Source organism: Sphingomonas aerolata (assembly GCF_023935825.1).
Lineage (GTDB): Bacteria > Pseudomonadota > Alphaproteobacteria > Sphingomonadales > Sphingomonadaceae > Sphingomonas > Sphingomonas aerolata.
The window spans coordinates 795,756-817,948 of record NZ_CP098762.1 but is presented as its reverse complement, the minus strand read 5'-3'; the positions used below and the strand labels follow the sequence as shown (position 1 = coordinate 817,948).

The 22,193-nt window shown below is 68.0% G+C and carries 20 protein-coding genes; 12 read left to right on the top strand and 8 right to left on the bottom strand.

All coding sequences use genetic code 11. The features are described from left to right. Nucleotides 1-94 precede the first annotated feature (94 nt). The 3 genes from NEF64_RS03910 to pdxH are packed head-to-tail and all read right to left on the bottom strand — an operon-like array spanning nucleotide 95 to nucleotide 2,449. Nucleotides 95-886, bottom strand: coding sequence for a PhzF family phenazine biosynthesis protein (locus NEF64_RS03910; RefSeq protein WP_056407212.1), 792 nt, complete (start codon nucleotides 884-886; stop codon nucleotides 95-97). Between the two features lie 40 nt (nucleotides 887-926). After that, entirely contained in the window at nucleotides 927-1,874 is a 948-nt protein-coding gene (locus NEF64_RS03905) for a cation diffusion facilitator family transporter (protein ID WP_031440565.1), read from the bottom strand. Beyond that, nucleotides 1,871-2,449, bottom strand: a complete 579-nt coding sequence (pdxH, locus tag NEF64_RS03900) for a pyridoxamine 5'-phosphate oxidase (RefSeq protein ID WP_031440566.1) — start codon at nucleotides 2,447-2,449, stop codon at nucleotides 1,871-1,873. Before pdxH ends, NEF64_RS03905 begins: the two co-directional genes overlap by 4 nt. A 113-nt stretch (nucleotides 2,450-2,562) precedes the next feature. Here pdxH and ku point away from each other — a divergent pair, with 113 nt between their 5' ends. The 4 genes from ku (at nucleotide 2,563) to NEF64_RS03880 (ending at nucleotide 9,655) form a co-directional block, all read left to right on the top strand. Further along, complete coding sequence (gene ku / locus NEF64_RS03895) at nucleotides 2,563-3,450, top strand: non-homologous end joining protein Ku (protein WP_252574631.1); 888 nt, start codon at nucleotides 2,563-2,565, stop codon at nucleotides 3,448-3,450. A gap of 68 nt (nucleotides 3,451-3,518) precedes the next feature. Next, nucleotides 3,519-6,017: a DNA ligase D gene (gene ligD / locus NEF64_RS03890; protein ID WP_234387413.1), complete on the top strand. Its 2,499-nt coding sequence runs from the start codon at nucleotides 3,519-3,521 to the stop codon at nucleotides 6,015-6,017. Nucleotides 6,018-6,248: 231 nt separating this feature from the next. Continuing rightward, on the top strand, nucleotides 6,249-8,756 hold the full coding sequence (locus tag NEF64_RS03885) for a circularly permuted type 2 ATP-grasp protein (protein WP_252574629.1): 2,508 nt from the start codon (nucleotides 6,249-6,251) through the stop codon (nucleotides 8,754-8,756). Then, a complete protein-coding gene (locus NEF64_RS03880) occupies nucleotides 8,753-9,655 on the top strand; it encodes a transglutaminase family protein (protein WP_056407208.1) in 903 nt (300 codons plus the stop codon). The genes NEF64_RS03885 and NEF64_RS03880 overlap by 4 nt, the downstream gene beginning before the upstream one ends. A 118-nt stretch (nucleotides 9,656-9,773) precedes the next feature. Here the strand turns inward: NEF64_RS03880 and NEF64_RS03875 are convergent, their stop codons facing one another. Further along, complete coding sequence (locus tag NEF64_RS03875; RefSeq protein WP_156360378.1) at nucleotides 9,774-9,920, bottom strand: hypothetical protein; 147 nt, start codon at nucleotides 9,918-9,920, stop codon at nucleotides 9,774-9,776. Nucleotides 9,921-10,015: 95 nt separating this feature from the next. Between NEF64_RS03875 and NEF64_RS03870 the strand changes: the two genes are divergently transcribed. The 6 genes from NEF64_RS03870 to NEF64_RS03845 all read left to right on the top strand — a co-directional run bounded on the left by NEF64_RS03870 (nucleotide 10,016) and on the right by NEF64_RS03845 (nucleotide 14,815). Further along, nucleotides 10,016-10,948, top strand: coding sequence for a DnaJ C-terminal domain-containing protein (locus tag NEF64_RS03870; protein WP_082446926.1), 933 nt, complete (start codon nucleotides 10,016-10,018; stop codon nucleotides 10,946-10,948). A gap of 82 nt (nucleotides 10,949-11,030) precedes the next feature. Next, nucleotides 11,031-11,921 carry a YihY/virulence factor BrkB family protein gene (locus tag NEF64_RS03865; RefSeq protein WP_235516416.1) on the top strand — a complete coding sequence of 297 codons (891 nt, stop codon included), beginning with the start codon at nucleotides 11,031-11,033 and terminating at the stop codon, nucleotides 11,919-11,921. Then, nucleotides 11,918-12,721, top strand: a complete 804-nt coding sequence (gene fabI / locus NEF64_RS03860) for an enoyl-ACP reductase FabI (RefSeq protein ID WP_156360377.1) — start codon at nucleotides 11,918-11,920, stop codon at nucleotides 12,719-12,721. The genes NEF64_RS03865 and fabI overlap by 4 nt, the downstream gene beginning before the upstream one ends. A gap of 62 nt (nucleotides 12,722-12,783) precedes the next feature. Then, the gene (locus tag NEF64_RS03855) at nucleotides 12,784-13,197 is read left to right on the top strand and encodes an endonuclease domain-containing protein (RefSeq protein ID WP_056407205.1); all 414 of its coding nucleotides are present in this window, start codon (nucleotides 12,784-12,786) and stop codon (nucleotides 13,195-13,197) included. After that, a complete protein-coding gene (gene aroC / locus NEF64_RS03850; protein WP_056407203.1) occupies nucleotides 13,194-14,261 on the top strand; it encodes a chorismate synthase in 1,068 nt (355 codons plus the stop codon). Before NEF64_RS03855 ends, aroC begins: the two co-directional genes overlap by 4 nt. Nucleotides 14,262-14,317: 56 nt before the next feature. Beyond that, nucleotides 14,318-14,815 carry a hypothetical protein gene (locus tag NEF64_RS03845; protein ID WP_056407201.1) on the top strand — a complete coding sequence of 166 codons (498 nt, stop codon included), beginning with the start codon at nucleotides 14,318-14,320 and terminating at the stop codon, nucleotides 14,813-14,815. 68 nt (nucleotides 14,816-14,883) lie between these two features. Here the strand turns inward: NEF64_RS03845 and NEF64_RS03840 are convergent, their stop codons facing one another. From NEF64_RS03840 to NEF64_RS03825, 4 genes are all read right to left on the bottom strand, one after another. Continuing rightward, nucleotides 14,884-16,173 carry an adenylosuccinate synthase gene (locus NEF64_RS03840; protein WP_031440105.1) on the bottom strand — a complete coding sequence of 430 codons (1,290 nt, stop codon included), beginning with the start codon at nucleotides 16,171-16,173 and terminating at the stop codon, nucleotides 14,884-14,886. Between the two features lie 30 nt (nucleotides 16,174-16,203). Then, nucleotides 16,204-17,304 carry an ATP phosphoribosyltransferase regulatory subunit gene (locus NEF64_RS03835; RefSeq protein WP_056674010.1) on the bottom strand — a complete coding sequence of 367 codons (1,101 nt, stop codon included), beginning with the start codon at nucleotides 17,302-17,304 and terminating at the stop codon, nucleotides 16,204-16,206. A 39-nt stretch (nucleotides 17,305-17,343) separates the two neighbouring features. Beyond that, a complete protein-coding gene (serA, locus tag NEF64_RS03830; RefSeq protein WP_056407197.1) occupies nucleotides 17,344-18,921 on the bottom strand; it encodes a phosphoglycerate dehydrogenase in 1,578 nt (525 codons plus the stop codon). 188 nt (nucleotides 18,922-19,109) lie between these two features. Continuing rightward, a complete protein-coding gene (locus NEF64_RS03825) occupies nucleotides 19,110-20,264 on the bottom strand; it encodes a phosphoserine transaminase (RefSeq protein ID WP_056407195.1) in 1,155 nt (384 codons plus the stop codon). Nucleotides 20,265-20,497: 233 nt separating this feature from the next. Here NEF64_RS03825 and NEF64_RS03820 point away from each other — a divergent pair, with 233 nt between their 5' ends. Together NEF64_RS03820 and NEF64_RS03815 are read left to right on the top strand one after the other, a co-directional pair. Continuing rightward, nucleotides 20,498-21,163, top strand: coding sequence for an extensin family protein (locus tag NEF64_RS03820; RefSeq protein WP_056407193.1), 666 nt, complete (start codon nucleotides 20,498-20,500; stop codon nucleotides 21,161-21,163). Nucleotides 21,164-21,209: 46 nt separating this feature from the next. Then, nucleotides 21,210-22,103, top strand: coding sequence for an LOG family protein (locus NEF64_RS03815; RefSeq protein WP_056407191.1), 894 nt, complete (start codon nucleotides 21,210-21,212; stop codon nucleotides 22,101-22,103). Nucleotides 22,104-22,193: the final 90 nt, after the last annotated feature.

The window sequence follows — 22,193 nt, the reverse complement described above, 5'->3', positions numbered from 1 at the left end:
ATCCTGACGAAAGTCAGGATCCAGGGTAACGAAGCAAGACGATCCTGGCTCTGGATCCTGACTTTCGTCAGGATGACAAAGAGTCAGACCGCACTCACGGCAGCAGGAACGTGCCCTCGATCACCGTCACGCACGCGCCACCAAGCACCACCCGGTCGCCATCGAGCCGGCACGTCAGCCGCCCCCCGCGCGCGCTCGCCTGGAAAGCGGTGAAGCTGTCGCCCAGCGTCTGCGCCCAGTACGGTACCATCACCGCATGCGCCGACCCCGTCACCGGGTCCTCGTTGATTGCATAATAAGGCGTGAAGACGCGGCTGACGATCGCGGTCGCGGACCCCTTCGCCGCGACGATCGCGACGATCGGAAACTTCGCCAGCGCGACGAAATCGGGTTTCAGGTTCCGGACGATCGCCTCGTCCTCGACGATCACCAGCGCATAGCCCTTGTCGTGCCACAAGGTCTCGACCGGCGAATCGATCGTCAGTGCCGCGACGATCTCCGGCATCGCCTTCGGCGCGGGCGCCCAGGCCGGCAGCTCGAGCGTGTATCCGCCGTCCGCGCAGGCGACCTCGAGGATCCCGGCCTGCCGCGTCGCGAACCGGACCCGGTCGCGCGCGCTATCCGACGACAGCACGAAATGCCCGCTCGCCAGCGTCGCATGACCGCACAGCGCGACCTCCGCGCCCGGCGTGAACCAGCGCAGGTCGAAATCGACGCCCTCTTCGGCCGAGGGGACGATGAACGCGGTCTCGCTCAGGTTGTTCTCCTGCGCGATATCCAGCAGCACCGCATCGTCGAGCCACGCCGACAACGGCATCACCGCCGCCGGATTGCCCGCAAAGGCCGTGTCGGCGAACGCATCGATCTGCGCGAACGGTATTCTCATGCTGCTGCCCCTCATACCCGGTTGTCGGGCGCCTAGCGGGTTAGACCCGCTTGCCAAACCAATGCGGCGTCACGTCCGCCTCGACCAGCGGATTGTCGGTATCGACATGCCCTTCGGGATCGAGGTGGATCAGCACCTCGACCTTCGGAAACGCGGTGCGAAGGTTGCGCTCGACCGCCTCGACGATGTCGTGGGCATGCGCGACGGTCAGGTCGCGCGCGACCTCCATGTGGAACTGCGCGAAATCATGGCTGCCCGACCGGCGGGTGCGGAAGTCATGGATGCCGCGGATACCGGGCTGGCGCGCCGCCACGTCGAGGAACTGCGCACGCAGATCCTCGGGCCATTCCTTGTCCATCAGCTGGTCGATCGCGTTCGACGAGGCCGAGAACGCACCCCAGGCGAGCCACAGCGCGATGACGATGCCGAAGATCGGATCCGCCCCGCTCCACCCCATATACTGGTCGAGCACCAGCGCGACGATCACCGACCCGTTGAGCAGCACGTCCGACTGGTAATGGACATTGTCCGCAAGGATCGCGACCGATCCGGTCTGGCGGATGATCCGGCGCTGATAGGCGAGCAGGAAGACCGTCGCGACGATCGCGACGACCGACACGCCGATGCCGAAATCGGCGCCCGTGGTGGGCTGAGGATCGTTGAACGCGAGGATTGCGCGCCAGGCGATGCCCGCCGCCGACGCAGTGATCAGCATCACCTGGAACAGCGCGGCGAGCGCCTCCGCCTTGCCGTGGCCGAAACGGTGATCATGATCGGCCGGCGTCGCCGCCAGCCGCACGCCATACAGCGTGACGAGGCTCGCGAGCAGGTCGAGCGCGGTGTCGGCAAGCGAGCCGAGCATCGCGACCGACCCCGTCGTCCACGCCGCAAAGCCCTTCAGCAGCAGCAGGAAACACGCCATCGCGACGCTGGCGAGCGCTGCGCGCGTCGCCAGCGGGATCACCCTGCGGCGTTCGTCCTGGGTCATGGGAACAGCAATCCTTCGGTCCAGCCTTCACCGTCGCGCACGAACAGTCGCCGCTCATGTAGGCGGTGTTCGCGGTCCTGCCACAGCTCGATGCGATCCGGCGCGATCCGGTACCCGCCCCAATGCGGCGGCCGCGGCACGTCGCCACCCTCGAACCGCGCCTGCGCCTCGGCAAAGCGGCGTTCGAACGTGTCGCGCGTGTCGAGCGGGCGCGACTGCTCCGATGCCCATGCCCCGAGTTGCGAATCACGGCCGCGCGTCGCGAAATAGGCGTCGGATTCCGCATCGCTCACAAGGCTGACGCGCCCCTCGATCCGGACCTGCCGGCGCAGCGACTTCCAGTGGAAGAGCAACGCCGCATGCGCGTTCGCGGTCAGTTCGCCCGCCTTGCGGCTCTCGCGGTTGGTGTAGATGACGAAACCATCGGGGCCATGCCCTTTCAGCAGCACCATCCGCACCGACGGACGTCCCTGCGCATCCGCAGTGGCGAGGGCTACAGCGTTGGAGTCGTTGATTTCTGTTTGCCTGGCCTCGGCGTACCAGGCCTCGAACAGCGTGATCGGGTTATCGGACATGGCAGCGCCATAGCGAAACTTGGCGGGCCGCGAAACAGCGCACGGCACGGCGCTCACGGAACGACTCGCCACGCCGACGATTGAATCGGTTTCGCAACGAAGGAAACCGCACCGTGGCAGCGCGCGCCTATTGGCAGGGACAGATCCGGCTCGCGCTGGTCTCGATCCCGGTCGAGATCTACTCCGCCACCAAATCGGGTGCGGCCGTCTCGTTCAAGCAGATCCACGAACCCTCGGGCCAGCCGATCCATTACGACAAGGTCGTCACCGGCGTCGGCCCGGTCGACGCCGACGAGATCATGAAGGGCTATGAGGTCGAAAAGGGCGAATATGTCCTGCTGAACCAGGACGAGATCGACGCGGTGAAGCTCGAATCGAAGAAGACGCTCGAACTCACCCAGTTCGTCGATGCGAGCGAGATCGACGTGCTCTATTACCAGAAGCCCTATTTCGTCGTCCCTGCGGACGATCTGGCGGAGGAGGCGTTCATCGTCCTGCGTGAGGCGCTGCGCCGTACGAAAAAGGTCGGGCTCGGCCAGCTGGCGATGCGCGGCCGCGAATATGTCGTCAGCCTCAAGCCGTGCGGGCGCGGCTTGGTGCTCGAGACGCTGCGCTACGCGGACGAGGTGCACAAGGCGCAGGGCTATTTCCGCGATATCCCCGACGACAAGCCGTCCGAGGAGCTCCTCGAACTCGCCGAGGCGCTGATCGAGAAGCGCAGCGGCGACTTCCACCCGCAGGACTTCCACGATCGGTATGTCGACGCGCTGAAGGACCTGATCGAACGCAAGCGCGAGGCGAACGGCAAGACGATCATAGACGACAAGGACAGCGGCGAGAGCAAGGGGTCTAACGTCGTCGACCTGATGGCGGCGCTGAAGAAATCGATGGAGAAATCGGGCGGCACGGCCACGGCTGCGAAGAAGGCACCCGCCAAGAAAGCCCCGGCCAAGACCGCGACCAAGACTGCGACCAAGACCCCGGCCAAGAAACGTGCGTAACGCCCCCTGTTGTGTCTCCGCGAAGGCGAGGACCCAGCCTGGGCTTCCGCCTTCGCGGGAGAATAATGGTGGCTGACACCCCAGACCCCCTCGCGCTCTACAATGCCAAGCGGGACTTCGCGAGGACCGCCGAACCCGCCGGCACGCTGACCCCCGGCAACGGCAACAGCTTCATGGTGCAGAAGCACGACGCCACCCGCCTCCACTGGGACCTGCGCCTGGAGATCGACGGCGTCCTCAAAAGCTGGGCGGTCACCCGCGGCCCCAGCCTCGATCCCGACGAAAAGCGCCTCGCGGTCCGCACCGAGGACCATCCCTTGAGCTACGCCACTTTCGAAGGCGCGATCCCCGCGGGAGAATATGGCGGCGGCACGGTGATGCTGTGGGACCGCGGCACCTGGGCCCCGATCAAGGGGAAGTCGGCGAAGGACCTCGACAAGGGGCATCTCCACTTCGTCCTCGATGGCGAACGGATGAAAGGCGAATGGCTGCTGATCCGCCTGAAACCCCGCGCGAAGGAAAAGCGCGAGAACTGGCTGCTCCGCAAGATCGACGACGCCGCGGCGGGCGGCACCGACACGCTGGTCGACGAAGCGCTGACGAGCATCTCGACCGGGCGCACGATGGCGGAGATTGCCGAGGGCAAGAAGCCGGCACGCGCGAGCAAAGCAGCCCCTCCCCCGTCATCCCGGCGAAAGCCGGGACCCAGAGCGAAAAGCGTCGCGGCCGATACTCCGGATCCTGGCCTTCGCCAGAATGACGGCACGCTTCCCGAATTCCGCGACCCCCAGCTCTGCACGCTCGTCGACGCCGTTCCCACCGGCACCGCCTGGCTGCACGAGGTCAAATATGACGGCTACCGCGCGCTCGTCGCGGTCGCGAACGGCACGGCCAGGGTCTTCACCCGCACCGGCCTCGACTGGACCGACAAGTTCGCCGGAATCGCCGCCGCTGCCGCGAAGCTCCCCGTAAAATCCGCGCTGATCGACGGCGAGATCGTCGCCTTCAAGAACGGCCACCCCGATTTCTCGACGCTGAAGGACGCGATCTCCAACGGCGGCGACATGACCCTGTTCGCGTTCGACCTGCTCGCACTCGACGGCGAGGACCTGACCGGCCTGTCCAATCTCGACCGCAAGGCCCGGCTCGAACCGCTGATCCCGGCCGATGACGACCGCCTGCGCTATTCCGACCACGTCATCGGCGCGGGCGAGCAACTGTTCGAGACGATGTGCCGCGAGGGCCTCGAAGGCATCGTCTCGAAACGCGCCGACGCGCCCTATCAGGGCAAGCGGACCAAGGCGTGGCTCAAGGTCAAGTGCACGCACCGCCAGGAATTCGTCATCGTCGGCTGGCTCCCGTCCGACAAGAAGCGCGGCTTCAAGTCGCTGCTGCTTGGTGTCCGCGAGGGCAAGACCTATCGCTATGCGGGCAAGGTCGGCACCGGCTTTGACCAGGCGCTGATGGACGAGCTGCGCGAGAAACTCGATGCGCTCGACCGCAAGACGCCGACGGTCGAGGCCCCGAAAGCCGCGGTCCGCGGCGCGCACTGGGTCACGCCCAAGCTGGTCGCCGAGATCGCCTTTGCCGAAACCACCCCCGACGGCGTGCTGCGCCATTCGAGCTTCATCGCTCTGCGCGAGGACAAGGCGGCCAAGGACGTCGTCGCCGAGACCCCCGCCCCGCTCCCCGATGCTGCGCCTGAGACCAAGATCAAGATCACCAACCGCGACCGCGTGATCTTCGACGAGTCCGACGTCACCAAGGGCGATCTCGCCGATTATTACGCCGCGCTGTCGGGCCTCATCCTCCCCTTCGCGGGCAACCGCCCGATCAGCCTCGTCCGCTGCCCGCAGGGCCGGTCGCGCGCCTGCTTCTTCCAGAAACACGATGCCGGCAGCTTCGGCGACGCGGTCCATCAGGTACCGATCCGCGAGAAGGACGGATCGACCGAGGACTATCTCTATGTCGACGATGCCGACGGGCTGGTCGCCTGCGTCCAGATGGGGACGATCGAGTTCCACGGGTGGGGATCCTCCAACGACACCCTCGAAAAGCCCGATCGCCTGGTCTTCGATCTCGACCCCGACGAGGGGCTCGACTTCGACGATACCAAGAAGGCCGCAGAGTTTCTGAAGACGCAGCTCGCCGAACTGGGGCTCGTCAGCTTCGCGATGCTGTCGGGCGGCAAGGGCGTCCATGTCATCGTCCCGCTCACCCCCAGGGCGGAATGGCCCGCGGTCAAGGATTTCGCCGACCGTTTCGCGCGGGCGCTGGCAAGTGCCGAGCCCGACCGGTTCGTGGCATCGATGGCCAAGGCCAAGCGCAAGGGCCGCATCTTCATCGACTGGCTGCGCAACCAGCGCGGCAGCACCGCGGTGATGCCCTATTCCGCCCGCGCCCGCGCCGGCGCGCCTGTCGCCGCCCCCGTATCATGGAGCGAATTGCGCGACATCGACACCGCCGCCCGCTGGGGTGTTCGCGACGCCGAAGACCTGATCGCACGCGCCGGGTCGCGCGGGTTGAAGGGCTGGGGTGTGGCGGACCAGGTGCTGCCGGATTTCTAAAAGCGAAAACGCCCCCCTCGCCCACCACCCCGGCGAAGGCCGGGGCCCAATTGGGGGACGCCCGTGATAACGGGTGGCTAGCCGTTACGCCCCTCCACCCAATTGGGCCCCAGCCTCCGCCGGGGTGGAAGGCGTAGGCGAAACCCGCCCCGCAGACACGCTTTTAGGTTGCACTGCGGCGGCGAAAGGTGAAACACCCCCGCCACGCATCAAGGGCAGCAAGGCATGGAGATGGCGACGCAATCCACGCCCCCGACCGATACGGCGCAATCGAGCGCCTATGACGCGACACGCCATGCCGAGCGCTGGATTGCCGACTATTGCGCGCGCAGCACCGCCGCCGACATGCTCTGCCCCGCCGCCGACGGCAGCATCGACCCCGCCTGGAGCGCGACCTTCGCCGAGCTCGCGATGGTCGCCTCGGACGATCTCGGCCATGTCCGCGAACGCGTCCAGCGTCACGCGGTCGATATCGGCACCGGCTTCCGCATCGCCGACGAACCCGACGAGCGCCCCTGGCCGGTCTCCCCCGTCCCGCTGCTGATCGAGGCGGACGCATGGGCGCGGATCGCGGCGGGCGTCGTCCAGCGTGCGACGTTGATGGAAACGGTGATCGCCGATCTGTACGGCGAGGGAAAGCTGGTCGCGGATGGCCATATCCCCGCCGCGCTCGTCACCGGCAGCCCGTTCTTCCTGCGGCCGATGGTCGGGCTCGATCCGCCGGGCGGCCGCCACCTCGATTTCATCGCGATCGATCTCGGCCGCGGTCCAAGCGGCGAATGGCGCGTGCTCGCCGATCATCTGCGCGCGCCCGCGGGTGCGGGCTATGCGCTCGAGAACCGGCTCGCGGTCGGCCGCACGCTCGGCGGGCTGCAGGCGCGGCTGAACGTCCAGCGCCACGCGCCCTTCTTCGCCGCGTTCCGCGCGGGGCTGGCGGCGATGTGCAAGCGCACCGATCCGCGGATCGGGCTGCTCACCCCCGGCCGCTTCAACCCGAGCTATCCCGAACAGGCGCATCTTGCGCGCTATCTGGGGCTGCTGCTCGTCGAGGGCGCGGATCTCGCCGCGCTTGAGGACAAGCTCTATGTCCGCACGATCGGCGGGTTGAAGCGGATCGACGCGCTGTGGCGGCGGCTCGATCCGCGGCTGCTCGATCCGCTGGCGTTCGACACGCATTCGCAGATCGGCGTGCCCGGCCTCATCGACGCCTATGCCGCGGGCAATGTCGTGCTGTCGAATGCGCCCGGCTCCGCGGTGCTCGAGGCCCCCGCCTTCTCGGCCTTCCTGCCGCAACTCGCGCGCACGATCCTCGGCGAAGACCTGCTGCTCCCCAACATCGCGACCTGGTGGTGCGGGCAGGACGCGGCGCGCACCGCGGTCGAGGCAGATCTCGACCGGCTGCTGATCGCCCCCGCCTATCACACCCGCCCGCTCGGCCTGCCGAACGGTGCGACCGCGGGTGCCGACATCACCGGCGCCGACCGTGCCGCGCTGCTCGCCGACATGGCCCGCCGGCCGCAGGATTATGTCGGGCAGGAGATCGTTCGCCTGTCGACCATGCCCGTCGTCGTTGGCGACACGCTCGAGCCGCGCCCGTTCACGCTGCGCGTCTTTGCAGCACGCGGCGGCGACGGCGAATGGACCGTGCTGCCTGGCGGGTTCGCGCGGATCGGCGAGCATCCCGACGCGCGCGCCGCGGTGATGGGCGAGGGCATCTGGTCCGCCGATGTCTGCGTCTATGGGCCCGAGCCCGTTGCGCCCGTCTCGCTGCTCACCGCGCCGGATTCGCTCCACGTCCGGCGCAATCCCGGCACGCTGCCCAGCCGAGTCGCGGACAATTTCTACTGGCTCGGCCGCTATCTCGAGCGCGGCGAGGCGTTGCTGGCCGCGATCCGCGTCATGCTCGGCAATTCGATCGACGCGGACGGCGGCGCAGTGCTGTCGTCGCAGACCGTCGGCAAGCTCGTTGGGCTGATCGTCGGCAGCGGTGCCGCACCGCATCCCCCCGCGCTGCGTCGCGCCGACCTGACCGCGTTCGCGCGCACCGCGATGGAGGACGAGGGGTGGCAGTCGGTCGCGACGATCAACCGCCATGCGCGTGCGATCGGCGAGGGATCGCGCGACCGGCTGTCCTCGGACATGGTCCGGCTGCTCGAGGCGCCCTTCCCCACGCATCGCGGGATGCTCGAGCGCGCCGGTTCGCTCCAGCGCCGCTATGCCGCGATCGCCGGGCTGTCCGCCGAGCATATGGGACGGACCGCGGCATGGCGGTTCCACGATCTCGGCCGCCGGATCGAGCGTGCGATGGCGATGGCCCGCGCGATCCGGCTGTTCGGCATGCCCGGCGCCTCGCCCGACGACCTGTCGGTGCTGCTCAACCTCGCCGACAGCCAGATCACCTATCGCCAGCGCTATCCAACGGGAATCGCCCGCGTGCCGGTCATGGATCTCGTCGCGCTCGACCCCGGCAACCCGCGCAGCCTCGCCTTCTCCGCCGACCGCATCGCCGCCCGGCTCGCTGAGCTGCCGGTGCTGAGCGACGACGAGATGGCCGAACCGCAACAGGCTCAGGCGACCGCACTCATGGCGATCGTGATGACCGCGACCGCCGCCGAGCTGGACGCGGATACGCTGGGCGACGTCGAACGCCGGCTGGCGGGCGTGTCGGACGCGCTGGCGAGACGCTATTTCCTCCAAGGCGCAGAGCCGCTCCGCACCAGCGAACTGACGCTCGCATGATCTACGACATCCGCCACGTCACCACCTTCGACTATGGCGCGAGCGTCAAGTTCGCGCGCTGCAACCTCCGGCTGAAGCCCATCGACTGGCCCGGCCAGCGGCTCGACGACTACACGCTCTCGGTCCATCCCGCGGGACGCGTCAGCCCCGCGCGCGCCGAGGCGGGGCTCGCCAACGTCACCCGGCTCGTGGTCGACAGCCCGGTCCGCCACCTGACGATCGAGAGCCGGTCGCGGATCACGGTAGACCGGCTCATCCCCGTCCCCGCCGCCGGCGACCCGACGCTCGCCGAGATCGCGGTGTTGGCGCGCGCGAGCACCGACCTGTCCGCGGCGAGCCCCGCCACCTATCTCTATCCCTCGCCGCTGATCCCGCTCGACCATGCGATCGCCGACTATTGCACGGTCGATCTCGACCCCGCGCGCGGCGCGCTGGAGGCGGGGATCGCGCTCGCCCGGCGGATCCAGCGCGAATTCGTGTTCGATGCGGATGCGACGCTGGTCGACACCCCGCCGCACGAGGCGTTCCTCCACCGCAAGGGCGTGTGCCAGGATTTCGCGCAGATCATGATCACCGGCCTGCGCGCCGCCGGCCTGCCCGCCGCCTATGCGTCTGGCTATATCCGCACCATCCCGCCCGCGGGCCAGCCGCGGCTGGTCGGCGCGGACGCGACGCATGCCTGGGTGCTGCTGTGGTGCGGGCCGGTGCATGGCTGGGTCGGGATGGATCCGACCAACGGCATCTGGATGGCGAGCGACCATATCGTCATGGCGGTCGGCCGCGATTATGCCGAGATCGCACCGGTCGACGGCGTGGTGCTGGGCTCGGGCGCACAGAGCATGGACGTCAGCGTCGACGTCGCGCCGCTGGACGAGGCACCGGTCCGGGTCGCCGGGTAACCTGCTCCACGGTCGTCATCCCCGCGGAGGCGGGGACCCAATATACTCGTACGGTTGCGATAGTCTCGCAGGATTGCCGGTATGGGTTCCCGCCTTCGCGGGAATGACGAGACACGCGTCAGTCCTTCCCCTCATGCGGGTTCGGATAGGATCCGCCGCCACTCTCGCCGCCCTTGTCCTTGGCCGGCGCGTCATTCACGCCGTCCTTCTGCTTGGCACCATCATCGCCCTCGGGCACGCCCTGCATCGGTTGCTTGTCAGCCATCATCGTCTCCTCTCGCCCGCCAAACGCACGGTACGGGAATTGCGTTGCGCCCGCGGCGGCCCCACATAGACGCGCAAGACAGAGTGGGGACCTAAGTGGCCGATCCGTACAAGACCCTGGGCGTTGCCCGCGACGCGAACGAAGCCGACATCAAGAAGGCGTATCGCAAGCTCGCCAAGGAGCTTCATCCCGATCGCAACAAGGACAATCCGAAGGCATCGGAGAAGTTCAGCCAGGTCACCAACGCGTATGACCTGCTGAACGACAAGGACAAGCGCGCGCGCTTCGATCGCGGCGAGATCGATGGCGACGGCAACCCCGCCGCGCCGTTCGGCTTCGGTGGCGGCGGTGGTGGGCGCCCTCAGCCCGGCGGCGGCTTTCGCAGCGAAGGCTATGAGAGCGGCGGCCCCGACATGAGCGACATCTTCGAAGGGCTGTTCGGCGGCGCCCAGCGTGGCGGTGGCGGCGGGTTCGCGAGCGGCTTCGGCCGGCGCCCGCAGCCCAAGGGCGAAAACGTCGCCTATCGCCTGCAGGTCCCGTTCGTCGACGCGGCAACGCTCGAGCCCCAGCGCGTCACGCTCTCCGATGGCAAGACGCTCGATCTGAAACTGCCCGCAGGCGTCGAGAGCGGCACGCAGATGAAGCTCGCGGGCAAGGGCGAGCAGGGGCCGGGCGGCGCGGGCGATGCGATCCTGACCATCGACGTCCAGCCACACCGCTTCTTCACACGCGACGGCGATGACGTCCGCATCGACCTGCCGATCAGCCTCGCCGAGGCAGTGCTCGGCGGCTCGATCAAGGCGCCGACGGTCGAAAAGCCGGTCATGCTGACGATCCCCAAGGGCACGACCTCGGGCAAGACGCTGCGCCTCAAGGGCAAGGGCTTCCACAAGAAGACCGGTGGCCGCGGCGATCAGCTCGTCACGCTGATGATCGACATTCCAGCCGACAACAAGGCTCTTGCCGACTTCGTCGAGGGCTGGGCGAAGAGCAATACCGGGAACCCGCGGGGGGCCATGGGCGTCTGAACGCCTTGTGAACGACAGCAATCTTACGCCTGAGGCGCGCGCCCACGACCATGGCGGCACGCGCCGGCGCCTCAATCGCGGCATGGCGAAGGTCAAGCCGGGCAGCCACGCCTTCGAGGTCGTCAAGCGCGCCGCGGTCGGCGTGTTCAACGACGGCTTCATCCATGCGGGCAACCTCGCCTATCTTGCGCTGATGACGGTCTTTCCGTTCTTTATCGTGGCCGCGGCGATCCTGTCGCTGTTCGGCCAGAGCACCGAGACGATCCGTGCGGTCGAGTCCTTCCTCCATGTTCTACCCCCCAACGTTGCCGACCTGTTGCGCAAGCCGATTGCCGACGTCCTCGCCGCGCGCACCGGCTCGCTGCTGTGGCTCGGCGCACTCGTCGGGCTGTGGACCGTCGGCAGCTTCGTCGAGACGATCCGCGACATCTTCCACCGCGCCTACGGGATCAAGGCGACCGCGCCCTTCTGGAAGTCGCGGCTCGGATCGTCCGCGGTGATCGTCGGCTCGGTGATCATGGCACTGCTCTCCTTCCTGGTGCAGGGCATCCTGACCGCGGCCGAACAGTTCATCTACCGCCTCGTCCCCTTCGCGCAGGACGCCGCGGGCTGGGTCGGCTTGTCGCGTCTGATCCCCGCGCTGCTGATGTTCGGCGCGCTCTACATGCTCTTCTATTCCGTAACGCCGTCGCGCTATCGCTATTCGAAATGCCGCAAATGGCCCGGCGCGCTCTTCACCGCCGTCTGGTGGATCAGCGCGACCGCATTGCTGCCGATCGTCCTGTCGAGCCTTGGTGGCTATGACCTGACCTATGGCAGCCTGGCGGGCGTCGTCATCATGCTGCTGTTCTTCTACGTCATCGGTCTGGGGCTGGTGTTCGGGGCGCATTTGAACGCGGCACTGGCGGAACCCCTCGAAACAGCGCTAGAGCAACCGGCTGACGAGGTAGAGGCGAAGGCGAGAACGGCGTGAACGGTTTGATGGCGGGCAAGCGTGGGTTGATCATGGGGCTGGCGAACGACAAGTCGCTGGCCTGGGGGATCGCCAAGAAGCTGTCCGAGGCCGGCGCGGAGCTCGCGTTCAGCTATCAGGGCGAGACGATGGAGAAGCGCGTCCGCCCGCTCGCCGAGCAACTGGGCGTCGCGCGGCTGTTCGACTGCGACGTCTCCGACATGGGTGCGCTCGACGCGACCTTCGCCAAGCTCGGCGAGGAATGGCCGACGATCGATTTCGTCGTCCATGCGATCGGCTTTTCGGACAAGAACGAGCTGCGCGGGCGGTTCGTCGACACCAGCCTCGACAATTTCCTGATGACGATGAACATCAGCGTCTATTCGTTCGTCGCGGTCGCCCAGCGTGCGGCGAAGATGATGAACCCGGGCGGGTCGATGCTGACGCTGAGCTATTACGGCGCCGAGAAGGTCATCCCGCATTACAACGTCATGGGCGTCGCCAAGGCCGCGCTCGAGACGAGCGTCCAGTATCTCGCGGTCGATCTCGGCCGCGACAATATCCGCGTCAACGCGATCTCGGCCGGCCCGATCAAGACGCTGGCCGCTAGCGGGATCGGCGACTTCCGCCTGATCCTGAAGTGGAACGAGCTCAACTCGCCGCTCAAGCGCAACGTGACGATCGACGATGTCGGCGGCGCGGGGCTGTACCTGCTCAGCGATCTGGCATCGGGCGTCACGGGCGAGACCCATCATGTCGACGCCGGCTACAACGTGATCGGCATGAAAGCCGAAGACGCCCCCGACATCGCACTGGTGTAAATACCCTCTCCCCTCCGGGGAGAGGGAGGGGCCCATGCGCAGCATGGGAGGGTGAGGGCACGGTGAGGCAGAAGGACGGCACCGAAGCACTCAACCGCGCGCGGAAGCTGCGTCGCGACGCGACCGACGCGGAAACCCGGCTATGGCAGAACCTCCGCAGCCGCCGCCTCGCCGACTTCAAGTTCCGCCGCCAGGTGTGGATCGGCCCGTTCATCGCCGACTTTCTGTGCATGGACGCCATGCTCGTCGTCGAGGTAGACGGCAGCCAGCATATCGAGGATGCGGCCTATGACGCCGACAGAACCGCCTACCTCGCGAACAAGGGATACCGTGTGATCCGTGTCTGGAACAACGACGTGATGCAGCGGATGGACGACGTGCTTGCCGCGATCCTGTCCGCGCTCACCAGCGTGCCCTCACCCTCCCATGCTTCGCATGGGCCCCTCCCTCTCCCCGTCGGGGAGAGGCCCAAGTGAGCGTCAACAGCTTCGGGCGGATGTTCCGCTTCACCACCTGGGGCGAGTCCCACGGACCCGCGCTCGGCGCGGTGGTCGACGGCTGCCCCCCCGGCATCCCCCTCACCGAAGCCGATATCCAGCCCTGGCTCGACAAGCGCCGTCCCGGCACCTCGCGCTTCACCACGCAGCGGCGCGAGCCCGATGCGGTGCGGATCCTTTCGGGCGTGTTCGACGGCCGCACGACGGGCACGCCGATCAGCCTGATGATCGAGAATGTCGACCAGCGCTCGAAGGATTATTCCGACGTCGCCAAGGCCTATCGCCCCGGCCACGCCGACTATGCCTATGACGCCAAATACGGGTTTCGCGATTATCGCGGCGGCGGCCGCTCATCCGCGCGCGAGACCGCGGCGCGCGTCGCTGCCGGCGCGGTGGCGCGGCTCGTCGTGCCCCAGGTCCGCGTTCGCGCCTGGGTCGAGGCGATTGGCGGCGACGCGATCGACCCGGCGAACTTCGACGACGCGCAGATCGACGAAAACCCTTTCTTCTGCCCCGATGCCGAAGCGGCGCTGCGCTGGGAAGCGCTCGTCGACGCCGCGCGCAAGGCGGGATCGTCGCTCGGTGCGGTGATCGCGTGCGAGGCGACCGGCGTCCCCGCGGGCTGGGGCGCGCCGCTCTATGCCAAGCTCGATGCCGAACTCGCCTCGGCCTGCATGAGCATCAACGCGGTCAAGGGGATCGAGATCGGCGACGGGTTCGCCGCCGCCGCACTGTCGGGCGAGGCCAATGCCGACCCCATGCGACCGGGCGCAGAAGGCCCCGAATTTCTGGCCAACCATGCAGGCGGGATTGCCGGCGGGATCGCCACCGGCCAGCCGATCCGGCTGCGCGTCGCGTTCAAGCCGACCAGCTCGATCCTCACCCCCGTCGAGACGATCAGCCCGTCCGGCGAGGCCGCGACGATCGCCACCAAGGGCCGCCACGACCCCTGCGTCGGCATCCGCGGAGTCCCCGTGGTCGAGGCGATGGTCGCACTCGTCCTTGCCGATCAGGCGCTGCTCCACCGCGGCCAATGCGGCTGACCGGGGAACATAAGTCGAACCGAAACGCTGTGTCTCCAACACGATAGGAGAGAAACATGCGTATTCTGACCTCGATCGCAGCGGCAGCCCTGATCCTTCCGGCCGCCGTCATGGCCCAGACCACCGGCGGTACCGCAGGTGGCACGATGGGCGGCACCATGGGCGGCGGCACGACTGGTGGTACCATGGGCGGTACCATGGGTAGCGGCACCACCGGCGGCGCGATGGGCGGTATGTCCACGGGACCGACGACGCAGTCGGGCACCACGGCGACCGATTCCGCGACCCAGACCCGCACGCAGCGCGGTACCCGCGCCCGTAGCCGCACGCGCGGCACGACGGGTACGACGACCGGTACGACCACGGGTCCCGATACGGTGACCGGCACCGGCACCACGACCGGCACGACCTCCGGTTCGATGTCGACTGGCAGCACCGGCCCGGGCACCATGGGTGGAACGATGGGCGGCACGGCCGCAGGTGGTACCATGGGCGGCACCATGGGCGGTTCGGCAACAACTGGCGGCACCGTCGGCGGCACGCCGCCACGCTGAGCCACACGGGCTGATCCAAAAAAAGGCCGGGCAATCGCCCGGCCTTTTTCGTGTCAGCGACCGTCGCCTCAGTCCGAGAACGGATCCCGCACCAGGATCGTGTCCGCCCGCTCCGGGCTAGTCGAGACCAGCGCCACTGGGCAGCGGATCAGCTCCTCGATACGCCGGATATACTTGATCGCCTGCGCCGGCAGATCCGCCCAGCTGCGCGCACCGGCAGTCGTTTCCTGCCAGCCTTCCATCGTCTCGTAGATTGGCTCGACCAGCGCCTGGTCGGCGGCATGCGCCGGGAAATAATCGAGCGTCTCGCCGCGCAGACGATAGCCGGTGCAGATCGACACCGTCTCGAACCCGTCGAGCACGTCGATCTTGGTCAGCGCGATCCCGGTGATGCCGCCGACCGCCGCCGACTGGCGCACCAGCACCGCGTCGAACCAGCCGCAGCGACGCTTGCGCCCCGTCACCGTCCCGAACTCGTGCCCGCGCACGCCCAGCCGCTCGCCGGTCTCGTTCTCGAGCTCGGTCGGGAACGGCCCCGACCCGACCCGCGTCGTATAGGCCTTGGCGATCCCGAGCACGAACCCGACTGCACTTGGCCCCAGGCCCGAACCGCCCGCCGCAGCGCCTGCAATCGTGTTCGACGAGGTGACGAACGGATAGGTGCCGTGATCGACGTCGAGCAGCACGCCCTGCGCACCCTCGAACAGGATCCGCTTGCCGGCCGAGCGCGCCGCGTTCAGGTCGCGCCACACGGGCTTGGCGAACGGCAGGACGAAGCCGGCAATCTCGCGCAGCTCGGCGATCAGCGCCGCACGGTCGATCGGCGGCTCGCCGAACCCGGCGCGCAGCGCGTCGTGATGCGCGGTCAGACGATCGAGCTGCGGCCCCAGGTCGTCGAGATGCGCCAGATCGCACACGCGGATCGCACGGCGACCGACCTTGTCCTCATAGGCCGGGCCGATGCCGCGGCGCGTCGTGCCGATCTTGCCCGCGCCGCTCGCATCCTCGCGCAGACCGTCGAGATCGCGGTGGAACGGCAGGATCAGCGCGCAGGTATCGGCGATGCGCAGCGTCTCGGGCGTCGCGACGACACCCTGCGCGCCGAGCCGGGCGATCTCGTCCTTGAGCGCCCAAGGATCGAGCACCACGCCGTTGCCGATGAACGACGGCGTGCCGCGGACGATGCCCGACGGCAGCAGCGACAGCTTGTACACATTCTCGCCGACGACGAGGGTGTGGCCGGCATTGTGACCGCCCTGGAACCGCACGACCATGTCGGCACGCTCGGCGAGCCAGTCGACGATCTTGCCCTTGCCTTCGTCGCCCCATTGCGCGCCGATGACTGCTACGTTGGCCAAACTCTATCTCCTGAGAATTACCCGCAGCGCCTACAGCGCGCGGGGCGCATCCGCCACCCAAAGATGCGTGCAGACCTGCGCTTCGGGGGTATCGCCCGCGTCGAGCGCAGCGACCGTGACCCAGCCCTGCGCCCGCATCGCCGCGCCGTCGGCGGCCGGCGTACCCAGCGGCAGGAACAGGCGGCGGCGATCGACGCTGACGACCCGGTCGACCAGCGGGTCGGCAAACAGCGAGAAGCCCGTCGCCGCTTCCTCGGCCCCGCTCTCATGCACCACGGTATAGGTGCCGCCACGCCCAACCTCGCGCGCGCTGCCATCCGCGAACAGCGAGAAGCCGAGCCAGGTCTGATATTCGAACCCGTGCCGCTCGGTCGGGTCGAGTGTCAGCGCGACGCGGCCGTCGAGCGCTGCGGCGATCCGCGTGAGCGCGTCGAGCCGCGACGCGAGGGCACCTGTCGTATCGAACATCCGCAGCCGCTCCATCGCCGGCGCGAATGGCCCCGCCGCCTCGATCAGCGGCAGATAGGCGGGCGCAAGCGCGGCGACCGCGCCGGCATCCTTGGCATCGAGCCGGTCGCGCAGCGTCGCGACCTGGTCGGGCGCGACCGGCAGCGGGCCCGCCGCAAGCGTCGACACCAGATCCGGCAGCGTGAAGTCGATCGACGCACCGCGGACCTCCGCCGCACCGAGCATGTCGACCGCGACCGCGACGACCTCCTGCGCGGCGGCGACCGAATCGAGCCCGATCAGCTCGCAGCCGATCTGCCGCGTCTCGCGCGCGGGCGCGAGCTGCGACGCGCGCAGTTTGAGCACCGAGCCGGCATAGCTCAGCCGCACCGGCCGCGGGTGATGCCCCATCCGCGTGGCCGCGATCCGCGCGACCTGCGCGGTGATGTCGGGCCGGATCGCGAGCGTACGCTGCGACACCGGATCGACGAACCGCACCGCATCGTGCAGCCCGCCCGCCTTCAACCGCATCTCTAGCCCATCAGCAAATTCGGCCAGCGGCGGATCGACGCGCTCATAGCCATGCAGGCGTGCAGCCTCGAGCACACGCGCCTCGAGCGCGGCTGCCGAATCGGCGAAGGGGGGCAGGCGGTCTCGAAAACCTTCGGGGAGCAAAGCAGTCATGCGCGTGCCTCTAACCACTTCGCCCCCCGTTCGCGAGCCTTAGAAGTTGAGACCCATCGCGGTCTTAACCCCCGGCAGCGCGCGCACCTTCGTCAGCAGCTCCGGCGTCACCGCCTCGTCGACCGACAGCAGCAGCACCGCCTCGCCGCCCGCCTGGCGGCGGCCGAGATGGAAGGTGCCGATATTGACCCCCGCCTCGCCCAGCGCCGTCCCGAGACGACCGATGAACCCCGGCGCATCCTCGTTGACGACATAGAGCATCGGCCCCGCCAGATCCGCCTCGATCTTGATGCCGAGCAGTTCGACCAGACGCGGCGCCGAATCGCCGAACAGCGTGCCCGCGACCGAGCGCTCGCCATCCTCGGTCCTGACCGAGACGCGCAGCAGCGTGTGGTAATCCGCCTCGCGCTCGGTCCGCACCTCACGCACCTCGAGCCCGCGTTCGCGCGCAAGTACCGGCGCATTGACCATGTTGACCGTCGCGGTCTGCGTCTGGAGATAGCCCGCCAGCACCGCGCTGGTGATCGGCTTGGGGTTCAGCTCGGCAGCCGCGCCCTCGGTATGCACCGAGATCCGCGTCACCGCGCCATGCGTCAGCTGCCCGACCAGCGCACCGAGCTTTTCCGCCAGCGCCATGTACGGCTTCAACTTGGGCGCTTCCTCCGCCGACAGCGACGGCATGTTGAGCGCGTTGGTGACGCCGCCCGACATCAGGAAATCGGCCATCTGCTCGGCGACCTGGATCGCGACATTGACCTGCGCCTCGGTCGTCGACGCGCCGAGATGCGGCGTGCTGATGAAGTTCGGCGTGTTGAACAGCGGCGACGCCTTGGCGGGCTCCTCGACGAACACGTCGAGCGCGGCGCCGCCGACCTGGCCCGAATCGAGCGCCGCCTTTAGCGCAACCTCGTCGATCAAGCCGCCGCGCGCACAGTTGATGATCCGCACGCCCTTCTTGGTCTTGGCGAGCGCCTCGGCCGAGAGGATGTTGCGCGTCTGGTCGGTCAGCGGCGTGTGCAGCGTGATGAAATCGGCGCGCGCGAGCAGCTCGTCGAGCGTGACCTTCTCGACACCGATCTCGATCGCACGCTCGGGGGTCAGGAACGGATCGAACGCGACGACCTTCATCTTGAGCCCGCGCGCACGGTCGGCGACGATCGAGCCGATATTGCCCGCGCCGATCAGGCCGAGCGTCTTCGACGTCAGCTCGACACCCATGAAGCGATTCTTTTCCCACTTGCCCGCCTGGGTCGAGGCGTCGGCCTCGGGCAGCTGGCGGGCGAGCGCGAACATCAGCGCGATCGCGTGCTCGGCGGTGGTGATCGAGTTGCCGAACGGCGTGTTCATCACGACCACGCCCTTGGCCGATGCGGCGGGGATGTCGACATTGTCGACGCCGATGCCCGCGCGGCCGACGACCTTCAGGTTGGTCGCATGCTCAAGGATCTCCTTGGTCACCTTGGTCGAGCTGCGGATCGCGAGGCCGTCATACTCGCCGATCATCGCCATGAGTTCTTGCGGCGTCTTGCCGGTGATCTCGTCGACCTCGACGCCGCGCTCGCGGAAGATCTGGGCGGCGCGGGGATCCATTTTGTCGGAAATGAGGACTTTTGGCATGGGATTGCTCCTGGGAATGTCGGGAAACTGCGGTGCGCTCAATGTGGAAAACCCGCCTCGCCAACCCCGTCACCCCGGCGGACGCCGGGGCCCATGGTTGCGGTCCGCGTCATGAGCGGATGCTCCGTATCCATGGGTCCCGGCGTGCGCCGGGATGACGGACAGAAGTTGAGAGCGGCTAGGCTAGATCAACCCGCCTTGGCGGTCGCGTAGGCCCAGTCGAGCCACGGCCCGAGCGCGACGATATCGGCGGTGTCGACGGTCGCGCCGCACCAGATGCGCAGGCCCGGCGGCGCGTCGCGGTAGCCCGCCACGTCATAGGCAGCCCCCGCCTTTTCGAGCGCGGCAGCCATTGCCTTGATCATCGCCTCGTCCGCACCCTCGACCGTCAGGCAGACGCTCGTCTTCGAGCGCGTCGCCGGATCGGCCGCGAGATGGCCGAGCCACTCGCGCTCCGCCACGATCTTGTCCAAAGCCGCAGCATTGGCGTCCGACCGCGCGATCAGCCCGTCCTTACCCAGCGACTTCGCCCATTCGAGGCTGAAGATCGCGTCCTCGACGGCCAGCATCGACGGGGTGTTGATCGTCTCGCCCTTGAACACGCCCTCGGCGAGCTTGCCCTTCGACACGAGGCGGAACACCTTCGGCAACGGCCAGGCGGGCGTGTAGCTCTCGAGCCGCTCGACCGCGCGCGGGCCGAGGATCAGCACGCCGTGCGCGCCCTCGCCGCCGAGCACCTTCTGCCATGAGAAGGTCGCGACATCGATCTTGGTCCAGTCGATGTCATAGGCGAACACGCCCGACGTCGCATCGGCGAACGACAGGCCTTCGCGGTCGTCGGGGATCCAGTCCGCGTTGGGCACGCGCACGCCGCTGGTGGTGCCGTTCCAGGTGAACAGCACGTCGTTCGACCAGTCGACCGAGTCCAGATCGGGCAGCTGGCCGTAATCGGCGCGCACCACGGTCGGGTCGATCTTGAGCTGCTTGACCGCATCGGTCACCCAGCCCTCGCCGAAGCTTTCCCAGGCGAGCGCGGTGACGGGCTTCGCGCCCAGCATCGTCCACATCGCCATCTCGTACGCGCCGGTGTCGGAGCCGGGGACGATGCCGATGCGGTGCGTATCGGGGAGCTTCAGCAGTTCGCGCATCAGGTCGATGCTGTACTGGAGGCGGGTCTTGCCAATCTTCGAGCGATGCGAGCGGCCGAGCGAATCGGTGGCGAGCTTGTCCGCGGACCAGCCCGGAGGCTTCGCGCAGGGACCGCTGGAGAAAAAGGGGCGTGCCGGCTTGGTTGCAGGCAGCACAGGCGCACCTGTGGCGGTGGCGTAGGTCGTATCAGTCATGTATCTCTCCTCACAGAGAGCACGCGCGGCGTTGGGACCGCGTGGCCCGTCGCCGGCCCTAACGACGTGGCGCGGCGAGTCAACCATGTCCGCGCATGCGCTTCCGTCGCCACGCTCCCCCGTTCGCCCCGAGCGAAGTCGAAGGGCCGCGCCGCACACGCCCATGCCTCGACTCGCCGCAACGCCGCCCCGCGACGCGTGACAAGCCGGTGCCACGCGGGGATGATGGCCCCATGTACCGCGTCCTTTACCCTGTCCTGCTCGCGCTCGCGCCCATTCTCGCGCTCGCCGCCTGCGGCCGCGCCGATCGCCCCGCCGCGCCGCAACAGACCCGCCCCAACCTCTCGGTCCCGAGCAATCGCGAGACCGCGCAATGCCTCGCCGACCTGCGCCAGCTCCACGTCTCGTTCCAACTCCTGCCCGACCGCGAGACCGGTCCCGGCTGCGGGCTCGCGGGCACCGTCAAGCTGGTCGATATCGGCGTCCCGGTCGCCAACCTCACCGCGGTCCGCTGCGGCGCGGCGCGCGCGCTGATCGGCTGGACGCGCAACGCGGTCGCCCCCGCCGCCTATCAGATGCTCGGCAGCGAACTCGCGCGGATCGACAGCATGGGCAGCTATGCCTGCCGCAACGTCGTCGGTTCGGCTCGCAACGCGAGCCGCCGCTCGGGCCATGCGGTCGCCAACGCAGTCGATATCGGCGGGTTCGTGCTGAAGGACGGACGACGGATCAGCATCCTGAATGACTGGTCGTCGCCCGACCCGCAGGTTCGCCAATTCCTCCAGACGATCCGCGCCTCGGCCTGCAAGCGGTTCGGGACGGTGCTCAGCCCCGACTATAACGCCGCGCACCGCAATCACCTCCATCTCGAGGACGATCGCGCGAATTTCTGCCGCTAGTACACCGGTCTAGCCCTGCGCACGGCTTTCGACTAAATCCGCCGAAATGACAGATACCCGCATTCCCTCACGCGTTTTCGCGAACGCCAGCCAGGACGCTGAAACCGCCCGCGAGATCGTTTCCACGCCGCAGACCCAGCATCCGCATTACCGGCTCGCCTTCCAGGACATGGACTTCCTGCTCCGCGAAGACCTTCGCCCGGTGCGCTTCCAGCTCGAGCTGCTCAAGACCGAGCTGGTGCTCGAGGAAGCGAAGATCGCCTCGACCTTCGTCTTCTACGGCTCGGCGCGCATCCCCGAGCCCGCCAAGGCACAGGCGCTGCTCGAACTCGCCAGCGACGAAAAGTCGAAGAAGATCGCCGAGCGGCTGGTCGAGAAGTCGAAATATTACGACGTCGCGCGCGAGCTCGCCGCCAAGGTCAGCGTCCTGCCCCGCGACGAACGCGGCTGGCGTCAGTTCGTGGTGTGCTCGGGCGGCGGCCCGTCGATCATGGAAGCCGCCAATCGCGGCGCGACCGATGTCGGCGCCGAATCGATCGGGCTGAACATCGTCCTGCCGCATGAGCAGGCCCCCAACCCGTACGTCACCCCGTCGCTGTCGGTGCAGTTTCACTATTTCGCGCTGCGCAAGATGCACTTCCTGCTCCACGCGCGCGCGCTGGCGGCGTTCCCGGGCGGGTTCGGCACGTTCGACGAGCTGTTCGAGCTGCTGACGCTGATCCAGACGGGCAAGATCCAGCCGATCCCCGTGCTGCTGTTCGGTCGCCAGTTCTGGGAGCGCGTGGTGAATTTCGACGCGCTGGTCGAGGAAGGCGTGGTCAGCGAAAAGGACCTGTCGATCTTCCGCTATGTCGAGACCGCCGATGAAGCCTGGGCCGCGGTCCAGTCCTTCTACCGCGAGCGCGCTGCGGCCGAAGCCGCAGAGGCCGCAGGAGCCTGACCTTCTGCCCCCTCTCCCCTCGGGGGAGAGGGCCGGGGTGAGGGGCCGCCAGGCAGCGCACACCCCGAAACAGCCCCTCTCCTCACCGAG